11 protein-coding genes are annotated in these 10,095 nt (G+C 44.3%); 10 read left to right on the top strand and 1 reads right to left on the bottom strand.

Annotated features, from left to right (window positions below; translation table 11 throughout):
• Window positions 1–181 precede the first annotated feature (181 nt).
• From EV210_RS09640 to EV210_RS09605, 8 genes are all read left to right on the top strand, one after another.
• Entirely contained in the window at window positions 182–958 is a 777-nt protein-coding gene (locus EV210_RS09640; RefSeq protein ID WP_132079131.1) for a hypothetical protein, read from the top strand.
• Window positions 959–1,041: 83 nt separating this feature from the next.
• Window positions 1,042–1,761: a FadR/GntR family transcriptional regulator gene (locus EV210_RS09635; RefSeq protein ID WP_132079127.1), complete on the top strand. Its 720-nt coding sequence runs from the start codon at window positions 1,042–1,044 to the stop codon at window positions 1,759–1,761.
• Window positions 1,762–1,992: 231 nt separating this feature from the next.
• Window positions 1,993–3,009 carry a zinc-binding alcohol dehydrogenase family protein gene (locus EV210_RS09630; RefSeq protein WP_132079124.1) on the top strand — a complete coding sequence of 339 codons (1,017 nt, stop codon included), beginning with the start codon at window positions 1,993–1,995 and terminating at the stop codon, window positions 3,007–3,009.
• Between the two features lie 43 nt (window positions 3,010–3,052).
• Complete coding sequence (locus EV210_RS09625; protein WP_132079120.1) at window positions 3,053–4,087, top strand: TRAP transporter substrate-binding protein; 1,035 nt, start codon at window positions 3,053–3,055, stop codon at window positions 4,085–4,087.
• 58 nt (window positions 4,088–4,145) lie between these two features.
• The gene (locus tag EV210_RS09620; protein ID WP_132079118.1) at window positions 4,146–4,703 is read left to right on the top strand and encodes a TRAP transporter small permease; all 558 of its coding nucleotides are present in this window, start codon (window positions 4,146–4,148) and stop codon (window positions 4,701–4,703) included.
• Window positions 4,703–5,989 carry a TRAP transporter large permease gene (locus EV210_RS09615; protein WP_132079115.1) on the top strand — a complete coding sequence of 429 codons (1,287 nt, stop codon included), beginning with the start codon at window positions 4,703–4,705 and terminating at the stop codon, window positions 5,987–5,989. The genes EV210_RS09620 and EV210_RS09615 overlap by 1 nt, the downstream gene beginning before the upstream one ends.
• Window positions 5,990–6,027: 38 nt before the next feature.
• On the top strand, window positions 6,028–7,068 hold the full coding sequence (gene uxuA / locus EV210_RS09610) for a mannonate dehydratase (protein ID WP_341539051.1): 1,041 nt from the start codon (window positions 6,028–6,030) through the stop codon (window positions 7,066–7,068).
• A 90-nt stretch (window positions 7,069–7,158) separates the two neighbouring features.
• On the top strand, window positions 7,159–7,521 hold the full coding sequence (locus EV210_RS09605; RefSeq protein WP_132079109.1) for a hypothetical protein: 363 nt from the start codon (window positions 7,159–7,161) through the stop codon (window positions 7,519–7,521).
• A 51-nt stretch (window positions 7,522–7,572) separates the two neighbouring features.
• On the opposite strand, the gene EV210_RS09600 is transcribed toward EV210_RS09605, so the two are convergent.
• A complete protein-coding gene (locus tag EV210_RS09600) occupies window positions 7,573–8,034 on the bottom strand; it encodes a response regulator (protein WP_132079106.1) in 462 nt (153 codons plus the stop codon).
• Between the two features lie 148 nt (window positions 8,035–8,182).
• On the opposite strand from EV210_RS09600, the gene EV210_RS09595 reads away from it, so the two are divergent.
• Window positions 8,183–9,055 carry a LysR family transcriptional regulator gene (locus EV210_RS09595; RefSeq protein WP_132079103.1) on the top strand — a complete coding sequence of 291 codons (873 nt, stop codon included), beginning with the start codon at window positions 8,183–8,185 and terminating at the stop codon, window positions 9,053–9,055.
• Between the two features lie 255 nt (window positions 9,056–9,310).
• Window positions 9,311–9,988: a TMEM165/GDT1 family protein gene (locus tag EV210_RS09590; RefSeq protein WP_132079100.1), complete on the top strand. Its 678-nt coding sequence runs from the start codon at window positions 9,311–9,313 to the stop codon at window positions 9,986–9,988.
• Window positions 9,989–10,095 lie beyond the last annotated feature (107 nt).

Below are 10,095 nucleotides of genomic sequence, written 5' to 3'. Positions count from 1 at the left end.
TTTTTATTCTTTTTCGCCTATATTTTATCTGCTCAAGCAAAGAAGGCTGCCACAAAACGCTTTTTTTCAAAAAGCATTTTGCGACAGCCCCTTTTTTGTAACGTTTTCCTTGTAAGCTCATATAATGGCATAAGGGTTTTATAAGGACGAATAATTAGTAAATACAGGAGGGAGAGTATCAATGAGTATATTGACTACTTGTTCTTTGCTGCCGATAAGATCGACGGACTGCAAAAAATACAGCAGTATTGCTTTTGATGGGTGCTTTTTCTATTTAACCTCGTCGCAAGGCTGCTTTATTCATAAGTTTGATTGCTGCTTTGAGAAGGTGGAATGTATCGAAACCTGCCGCAGCTATGATTGTCTTTGTTATGATCAGCAAGAGCAGTGTTTTTGGGCATCCCTCGTTGAAGACACTACTAAAATCGTAAAGCTGGACCGCTGTTTTTGCGAAATCGGCTGTATCTCTCTAAGCGGTTTTCCAGACCATTGCACCAGAATTATGAGCATAGCCTATGACTGCAAGCGGGATACCCTGGTTCTGGCCTTCCCCCAAAATATTATGGAAATTACCAAAGAGGGCTGCTGCATTCGCTTAATCGAGACTCCGCACCGTACTTATACCAGAAGCGTTCTGGTTGTTCCTCCGTATTTTATAGCGGCTTATAAGGAAAGACATCACCAGTATATCGGTATTTATAACTGGGACGGACAGGAAATAGGACGCTGCCGGTTCCCCCGCAAATATGTAATTAGCGGGCTTGCCTTTACTTCCTGCTGGGAAAACGGCCGGCGGCAGCTGTATCTTTATGTGCTGACGGCAAAACATTACCGCTATCCCTATATTGTGAAGCTTCTGCTTGATCCCTGCTATGAAGAGATAGAATGCTGTGAGTGCAGCAGCCCGCTTCCTGAACGGGATATAGAAGCAGAATTTTTACCCAGAGAGACGGAATGAAAGATGTCATACAAAAGTAGCCTTCCGAAAAATAGCGGAGGGCTTTTTTGCTTTAGCAGCAAGTTATTCTATGGTAATATTAAATGAATAGTTTGGTAAAAGGGGAAGAATTGGCAAACATGAGCAGCATAAGTGATGAAATTTTCAAAAGTATTGAGATGAAAATCATCAACGGTGAATTAAAGGCGGGCGATAAGCTGCCTTCGGAGAACGAACTTTGCAGGATTTGGAATACGAGCAGAGTTTCGGTAAGACCTGCCCTGGAGCGAATGAAGGCTTTAGGTATTTTGAAAAAGGTCCGCGGCGGCGGAACTTATGTCAGTACATCAGATTATCCCTTTTCGCTGAGTCCATTGCTTGCTTTTGCCATATTCCGCGATGAAAGCATCCGGGATATTTTGTTATTTCGCCAGGTGATTGACGTGGGGATTGTTAAAATATGTGCCGCCAACCGGGACGAGGAAAACTTAAAGCAATTGAAAAGCTGGCTGGAGGAAATGGAGCACAGCCTGGTTACAGAAGACCGGGTGAAGTTTAACGAGGCCGATCTGGAATTTCACATGGAAATAGCCAAAGGCAGCAAGAATCCTCTGAATGTGAAGGTTTATGAAATGCTGCGTCATATTATCAGAAAAAATCAGATCAATATTAATGTTATGCTGGGTGTATCAAGCAGTATCAAAGAACATCGCAATATTTATACGGCAATAGAAGAGTGCAATCCCGAGCTTGCCGCTCATTTTATGGAAAGACATATTCAGCGGACCATTGATGAAATGGAAACAGTGACGTTAGAACAATAATTGACAGGCTAAAAAATAGTAGTTCCTACCTTTGGCAGGGGACTACTATTTTTGTTTGATCAATGAAATATGTATTACAACTAGTGCTTATAATATTGATTGCCAATATAGCAAATTGTTAAAAAATTCACAACGTTTCTGTGTTGACTGATGGAAATATTTAAAATATAATAAACGCAGATATGATAGTTGTATTACAAGTTCGGATTCTGGAAGGAGATCGCAGCCAAAATGAAAGTTGTAAATTTGAATGAGCCGAATTCTATTTATGTGCAAGAGGTACCTGCAGTCACGAGAAAAAATGCTGGGGAAATCCTGATCAAAGTCAAAGCTTTGGGGATTTGCGGCTCTGATATTGGTGCGTATAAAGGAACAAATCCGCTGGTGTCCTATCCACGGGTTATTGGACATGAAATTGGCGGGGAGGTCATGGAGGTCGCTGAAAATGACCGGGATATTAAAGTTGGCGACAAAGTGATTATTGAGCCTTATATTCCCTGTAACACCTGTTATCCATGCAGCCTGGGACGTACAAACTGCTGTGTGGATTTAAAAGTACTTGGCGTCCATGTCGATGGCGGGATGACGGAATATTTTACACATCCGCTCGAACTGGTAAGCAAAGTGCCTGCCGATATGGAATGGAAGCATGTGGCGATGATCGAACCTTTAACAATTGCGTTACATTCTATCCATAGACCCAAGGTTAAGGCTGGCGAGCATGTTTTAATTATCGGCGCAGGTCCGATTGGTTTACTGGCAGCGCAGGTAGCGAATGTCTATGGCGCTGTTCCGATTGTGATGGATCTGGTGGAGGAAAGACTGGATCTGGCTAAAGCGTTAGGGGTAAAACATACCATTAATATCAGCCGAGAAGATGCTGTACAAACAATAAGCGCCATTACAAATGGACGAATGGCTGAAGTCGTGATCGAAGCATCCGGTGCGAAGGCGGCAATTCAGGGGGCGATCGAGTATGTGTCATTTGCCGGCAGGATTGCCTTGGTAGGCTGGCCGAATACGGAAATTCCGCTGCCTACGGCGATGATAACGAAGAAAGAACTGGATATAGTTGGCTCCCGTACAAGCGCAGGAGAATTTGCCGAAGCGACGGAACTCATTTATAATAAAAAAATTAATGTCGATGCATTGATCAGCCAGGTTGTCACTCTGGATGAAGTCCCGTCGGCAGTACAGCAAATTGCCAAGCATCCTGATCAGTTCATGAAAGTAGTGGCAGTGTTGTAAGCGTGTTTCCAATGATATCATACATATAATAGGGAGGAAAAAAATGAAAAAGCAGATTAAGGTAGCTCTCACATGTTTACTCGCATCCTCAATCCTGATGGCAGGCTGTGGAGGCGGCAAGTCCGGCACCAGCAGTACGGCGCCAACTGAAGCGAAAACGTATACGATTAAGGTTGCCAACTACTATGCGGCAGAGCACCCGCAAAACGTCGCCTTACGGGAGAAGTTCAAACCGCTTGTAGAACAAAAGTCAAATGGAACCTTGAAAGTAGAAATTTTTGAGAACAACAAGCTGGGCGGTGAGCAGCAATTCTATACCGGTGTCCGTAACGGTACCATTGAAATGGGGATTCCCGGTATGATTATGCAGGCCGATGTACCTAAAATGGGCGTTCCCGAATGGCCGTTTCTGTTAAAGGATTTTAAACATGCGAAAGCCGTACTGAATGGCCCGATCGGTAAAGAGCTGGGAGAGGAACTGGAAAAAGTACATGGCGTAAAAGTATTAGCCTGGTCGGTAAATGGATTTAGAATGTTTTCGACCAGCCGCCCTGTTGCCAGCATGGAGGACTTTAAAGGATTGCGCCTGAGAATGCCAAACACGCCGGTCTTTGTTAAACTTGGACAATCCCTGGGTGCGACTGTCTCCCCGATGCCGTTGTCAGAAGTATTTACGGCGCTGGAACAAAAGGTAGTTGATGGTCAGGACAATCCGATTGGTGTTGTAAGATCTTCCGGCTTCTATGAAGTACAGACGAATATCTTAGAATCCCGTCATGGATTTACCCCGAATGTCTTAATCGTCAGCACCAAGTTCTGGGATAAATTAACGGCAGATCAAAAGAAAGCAGTCGAAGAAGCGGCCAAGGCTTATGCCGATTATCAATGGGACCTGTCTGAGAAGAGCTATGAAGAGGATAAGAAATTCCTTACCGATAAAGGCATGAAATTTATTACTCCTAATGACCAGTTCAAACAGCAGATGGAAACTGCCGTTCAGCCTATCTATGAAGATTATTACGGCAAATATCCATGGGCTAAAGATATGGTAGAAAAAATTAAAAACCAGGCGAAATAAGTAAAAATAATGTAGTGGGGTTCCAATGAACTCCACTACATTTTCTGAAAGGGGCAGTATGGTGGGCAAGTTTGCGGAAATGGCAACAAAACTGATTAATTATCTTATAGCCGCTGCTTTGTCTTTAATGGCAATTTTTGTATTCGGCAACGTAATATTACGATATTTTTTCAATTCCGGTCTTACCTGGGCAGAAGAAGTTTCGCGGTTTCTGTTTATTTGGCTGATATTTTTAGGAGCGATTCTTGCACTGCGGGATAATGAACATTTGGGTGTTGATACTTTAGTTAGAAAGTTATCGCTAAAAGGCAAGAAGATCCTCTTTGTTATCAATAACGCTATTATTCTAATTACCCTGTTCCTCGTACTGGATGGCAGCTGGAAGCTGACTATGCTCAATGTTGACCAGTCGTCTCCCGCTATTGGCCTGCCTTATGCGTATGTTTATGTATCGGGAGCTGTGATGAGCATCGGGATGATTGCCATAGTTACCGGTAAATTATACCGTGTGCTGACCAATCGGTTGAACGAAAATGATTTGGTTATGATAACTGACTCAGAAGAAAAGGCAGATTTCCAGCAAGGTGGAACCACGATTACAGGAGGCGATAAATAATGGAAGTTACTGTTGTTTTTATTGCATCCCTGCTGATCGTAATGGCCATGGGAATTCCAATCGCACTGGCGCTGTTAATGAGCGGGATTGCACTTATGCTTCAATTGGATATGTTTGATACCCAGATACTAGCCTCCAACCTTCTTGATGGTGCCGACAACTTCCCGCTCATGGCAATCCCCTTTTTTATTCTTGCCGGTGAGCTGATGAATGCCGGGGGAATATCCAAGCGAATTATTGCCTTTGCCATGGCGCTGGTTGGTCATATTCGCGGCGGCTTCGGCTATGTAGCCATTATTGCCAGTGTTATTTTTGCCGGCCTGTCCGGTTCAGCGGTGGCTGATACGGCTGCACTGGGTGCTATTTTGATTCCGATGATGGCGGAAGCAGGCTATGACCGTGCTAAGTCGGGCGCCCTGATTGCTTCTGCGGGCATTATTGCCCCGATTATGCCGCTGAGCATACCTATGATCGTGTTTGGTGTTACGGCTAACGTATCCATTCCCAAGTTATTTATGTCCGGTGTTGTACCTGGTCTGCTGCTCGCAATCTTCTTAGCAGCTGCCTGGACCTGGATGGTGCGCAAAGAGCAATTTATCGTCCAGCCCCGCAAGTCTCTTGGCGAGTTGTGGCAGGCTACCAAGGCTGCTGCCTGGGCTTTTGTTCTTCCGGCGATTATTATTTTCGGGCTCCGGGGCGGTGTTTTTACCCCGACAGAAGCCGCAGCAATTGCTGCCTGGTATGCACTGTTTGTCGGCGTGTTCATCTATAAAGAACTCAAAATCAGTGAACTTCACAAGGTCCTGACAACAGCGGCAAAGACAACCAGTATTATTATGCTGTTGGCTGCTGCTGCGATGGTATCGTCATGGCTGATTACAGTAGCCAATATTCCTGGGATGATAACAGCAATGCTGGCTGATTTCATGGAAAATAAAATCCTGCTAATGTTCCTGATTAATATTATTGTTCTGATTGTCGGTACGGCAATGGATGTTATGCCGACTATTTTGATTCTGACGCCTGTATTGATGCCGATTGTGCAGCAGGCAGGCATTGATCCGGTTTATTTCGGCTTCATGTTCGTGTTCAACAACTGCATCGGCCTCTTGACTCCGCCGGTAGGAACGGTGTTGAATGTGGCAGCCGGTGTCGGCAAAATCTCAATGGATGATATTATAAAACGAGTAATGCCCTTTATGTGGGTAGAAATCATACTGCTGCTTCTGTTAACTTTATTCCCTGATTTGGTATTAGTGCCTTTGAAATGGCTGACTGCGAAATAAGGAATTAAAATAAAAATAGGAGTGATTTGCCTGTGAAAATGATCTTTAGATGGTACGGAGTCGAAGACAAAATACCCTTGGAGTACATACGGCAAATTCCTGGAATGACGGGGGTGGTATCAGCAATTTATGATGTGCCTGTCGGTGAAGTTTGGCCGGTAGACAAGATTATGTCCCTAAAAGCAAAGGTGCAAAGCCGGGGACTCGAACTGGAAGTTATTGAAAGCGTGCCTGTTCATGAAGATATTAAGCTGGGGCTGGCGACACGCGATACCTATATTGCAAACTATTGTCAGACACTGCGCAATTTGGCTCAAACAGGTATCAAGGTCGTCTGCTATAATTTCATGCCTGTTTTTGACTGGACTCGCTCCCAGCTGGATTATGAACTGCCTGATCAATCCACGGCACTTATCTATGATGCAGCAGTTGTAGCTCAGATGAATCCTGCTACCGGGGATTTAAAGCTCCCTGGCTGGGATACCAGCTATACCCAGCAGGATATGAAGGATTTACTGGATGCCTATAAGACCGTGACCGAAGAAAAGCTATGGGATAACCTGCGGTATTTCCTGACGGGCGTCATTCCAACTGCCGAAGAGGTCGGTATCAAGATGGCAATTCATCCCGATGATCCACCCTGGTCTATCTTCGGGCTGCCGCGCATTATGACGCACAAGGAAAACCTGGAGAGACTGATTAACCTCGTGGACAGTCCCGCTAACGGACTGACCTTGTGCTCCGGTTCGCTGGGCGTTTCTCCGGATAATAATATTCCCGAAATCGTCCGCCATTTTGGCAGCAAGGGTAAAATTCATTTCGCCCATGTGCGTAATGTGAAGATTACCGGCAGGAAATGCTTCGAGGAGTCGGCTCATCTCAGCGCAGCCGGTTCGCTGGATATGTACGAAATTATGAAAGCTTATCATGACGTCGGCTATACGGGTTATATGCGTCCCGATCATGGCAGAATGATTTGGGGGGAAACCGGCCGGCCCGGTTATGGCCTTTATGACCGGGCCTTGGGTGTCGAATATTTGCTGGGATTGTGGGAAGCCCTGGAAAAAAGCAGTAAATAAAAAAGGCTTCATTGCTTGCAAGATTCATAACCATAACGAATTGCACATATGGTATAGTGATAGACTAATTGCAATTTGATGGAGTGAAGTATGGCAGAAGTATTTAAAGAAGATCTGGTCGAACGATTCCAAGAAGTTCCGTCAGAATCTATCTTTTATGAAATTACTCCGGAAGAATCATCGATACTTTTTTATTTTCTTGGATTGGTTATTTCCGAGAAACTAACGATTGATGAACTGAACCTGCTGGCTAATGGGTTGTTTGAGACAGCTCAGGTCATGTTTATCATCGCTTCTCACAGGCAAATGCTGAATGATGCGCTGCAAGCCCGGCAGGACAAGCAAGATGCAGCAGAGTCGGCGGCAGCTGCCGAGAACATGAAGCGGGAAATAACCGGACTGAAACAGCAAATACGACAGCTGCAAAAACAAATTGATGAGTTAAAGCCTTAGCGATAGAGTCTCCTGGTGTATTGCCAGGAGACTCTATTTTTTGTACGCCGGTCATTTGGCAGTGGAAGAGAGCAAGACTTTTGTTTTATACCACGCGTCAATTTTTTCCTGAGGCAGCGTTTTCTCTGCAGTCAGCTGTATAAAAAATATTCGGTATGAGGCTAGTGCAGCTTTTAATCGCGCTGTTTGGCAGGGTTTAATAATATAATCCATCACACCATACCGCAGAGCCAGGGATAAGGAGATGCCGTCATTGACTGCAGTAACCATGATAAAATCAATTGGCAATCCGCTGTTGCGGGCAAAAGATATGATTTCAAATCCGCTGAAATCAGGTAATTTGTGATCAATAATAACTAAGTTAGGCCGCTTACTGGCTAGTAGATCGATAATCTTATTTCGGGCTGCGGCTACCGCAATGACAGTGAACCCTTCTACAGACTCAACTAGCTCCCTATGGATGTTAGCGGTTACCGGATTATCTTCTACAATAAGCACACTGATAGTATCCATAGTTCGGCTCCTTCGCTATATTAGCCGCCTTTTAATACCTTGACGGTTAGCGGTGTCTTTAGGTATCATTATAGCAATGTTAAAAGTATAAAAATAATACGTAAGAACTTTATCATATATAGGAAAAAATTATGCGAAGAGGATAGTAATGGATATTAAGCAACTCAAATATTTCCGCAGCATTGTGCTGGCGGGGACGATTTCAGGGGCGGCAAAACAGTTGTTTATGACTCAGCCGTCGTTAAGTCAACAACTTCACTTGCTTGAAAGTGAATTAGAGGTAAAATTAATAGACAGGGGCAGTCGCAGAATTACGCTTACTGAGGCGGGCCAATTACTAAATACTCGCGCAGGACAAATTCTTGAGCTTCTCAATACGACTGCTGCAGAAGTTAAAGAACTGCATAACGGTTATACAGGAACGCTGGCGATTGGCACAATTACTTCATTCGGGGTGGCTCTTCTCCCCGGTTTTATTCGCAAATTTCATGCAGACTATCCTAATATTAAATTTCAGCTCATAGAGGATACCACTCCAAGAATATTAGATTTATTAAATAGCGGCCTGATTGAGTTAGGAATCACAAGGTCTGAATTTAATGAAGATCTTTATCACGCAGTTGATTTGCCTGCCGACCCGATGGTAATTGCTATGTCTAACGAGTGGGTGAATGGGCAGCAATCACCCTATATAACTGTCGAGGAACTGATGGGCAGACCGTTGTTATTGCATCACAGCAATGAAGCGATGATAACCGACTATTGTCATAAGCTGGGCTTTCGACCGAATATTCTCTGCAAGGGTGATGATGTTCGGACTTTAATTGTTCTTGCCAATGAGGGAATTGGATTGGCAATTGTTCCAAAATCGGTTTTAGGCTTAGTGCCAAGCAACAATATTTCCTATAGGGAAATATTGAATGAGCCTTGGGAAATTAGAAAATCGGTAATCTGGATGAAAAACCGGTACCTTTCCACTGCTGCCAGGCATTTTATTAACACGATGCTTGCAGAGCTGTAGAACATAAGTCACCAAGGGCAATCAATTAAACGTAAAAGAGTTTGACTTATCAGGGGTATTCCGATATAATGTAAACAATTTCATACTTCCTAAAGGGGAGTAGCTCGGAGAATAGAGTCAACATACTGATAGAGTTTCTATCTGGCTCTGTTATTGGTGATACCAATTAGCGAGACCTTTAGTATGGCCTTTTATAGGCCATACTAAGGGTCTCGTTTTTTATATATATAACCAAAAAAAACAGGAGGGGAAATCATGACAGCTTTTTTAACTTCGCTGGCCTTTGTCATTCTGGCGGAAATGGGAGACAAGACTCAGCTGCTGGCAATGGCGTTTGCAACGCGCTATCGCTGGCAAACGGTCATGTGGGGCGTTTTCGCTGCCACCGTTTTGAATCATTTATTTGCCGTATTAGTCGGGAACTACCTGACACAGCTTGTACCGATGGCGTATATTCAGATTGCGGCATCGGCATCCTTTATTGTATTCGGTCTTTGGACAATTTACGGTGATAAGCTTGACGGAGAAGACAAGGCAACAAAATACAGTCCGTTCTGGACAGTGGCTATTGCTTTCTTTATTGCCGAGATGGGCGATAAAACACAATTGGCAACAGTAGCCCTGGCTGCGCAATTTAATACGGTACTGCCGGTCTGGCTGGGAACTACGGCAGGGATGATGATTGCCGACGGTATCGGTATTATCATTGGTATCGTACTTGGCAAAAAAATACCCGAACGGGTAGTCAAGTGGAGTGCCGCAATTATTTTCATTCTGTTTGGTCTCTTCGGCTTGTATGAAGCTTTGCCCGCCTCGATTCTGACGATGCCGGTGATTATGGTAAGCTTAGTAGTGGTAATTGCGCTTATTTACGTAGTTCACTGTATGAGCCGTAAGGCGGATTCTGAGCCGTCCCCGGAGAGTCAAAGCTAGAAATTCCGGAAGGTGAGTGTGAGTATGAGAAAACAGGCAGCAGTTACAGAAATTCAAAAAGCCCCGGAACAACCGCAAGCGTCGCAAGCCTAAACGGTAATCCGGAG

This window comes from Anaerospora hongkongensis (genome assembly GCF_004339805.1).
In the GTDB taxonomy this organism is placed as follows: domain Bacteria; phylum Bacillota; class Negativicutes; order Sporomusales; family DSM-15969; genus Anaerospora; species Anaerospora hongkongensis.
This window is presented reverse-complemented; position numbering and strand designations above follow the sequence as displayed.

Bases quoted from the DNA above. Each gene is read 5' to 3' on its own strand.
- EV210_RS09640 (WP_132079131.1), top strand. From the start codon at position 182: ATGAGTATATTGACTACTTGTTCTTTGCTGCCGATAAGATCGACGGAC.
- EV210_RS09635 (WP_132079127.1), top strand. From the start codon at position 1,042: ATGAATAGTTTGGTAAAAGGGGAAGAATTGGCAAACATGAGCAGCATA.
- EV210_RS09630 (WP_132079124.1), top strand. From the start codon at position 1,993: ATGAAAGTTGTAAATTTGAATGAGCCGAATTCTATTTATGTGCAAGAG.
- EV210_RS09625 (WP_132079120.1), top strand. From the start codon at position 3,053: ATGAAAAAGCAGATTAAGGTAGCTCTCACATGTTTACTCGCATCCTCA.
- EV210_RS09620 (WP_132079118.1), top strand. From the start codon at position 4,146: ATGGTGGGCAAGTTTGCGGAAATGGCAACAAAACTGATTAATTATCTT.
- EV210_RS09615 (WP_132079115.1), top strand. From the start codon at position 4,703: ATGGAAGTTACTGTTGTTTTTATTGCATCCCTGCTGATCGTAATGGCC.
- uxuA (WP_341539051.1), top strand. From the start codon at position 6,028: ATGATCTTTAGATGGTACGGAGTCGAAGACAAAATACCCTTGGAGTAC.
- EV210_RS09605 (WP_132079109.1), top strand. From the start codon at position 7,159: ATGGCAGAAGTATTTAAAGAAGATCTGGTCGAACGATTCCAAGAAGTT.
- EV210_RS09600 (WP_132079106.1), bottom strand. From the start codon at position 8,034: ATGGATACTATCAGTGTGCTTATTGTAGAAGATAATCCGGTAACCGCT.
- EV210_RS09595 (WP_132079103.1), top strand. From the start codon at position 8,183: ATGGATATTAAGCAACTCAAATATTTCCGCAGCATTGTGCTGGCGGGG.
- EV210_RS09590 (WP_132079100.1), top strand. From the start codon at position 9,311: ATGACAGCTTTTTTAACTTCGCTGGCCTTTGTCATTCTGGCGGAAATG.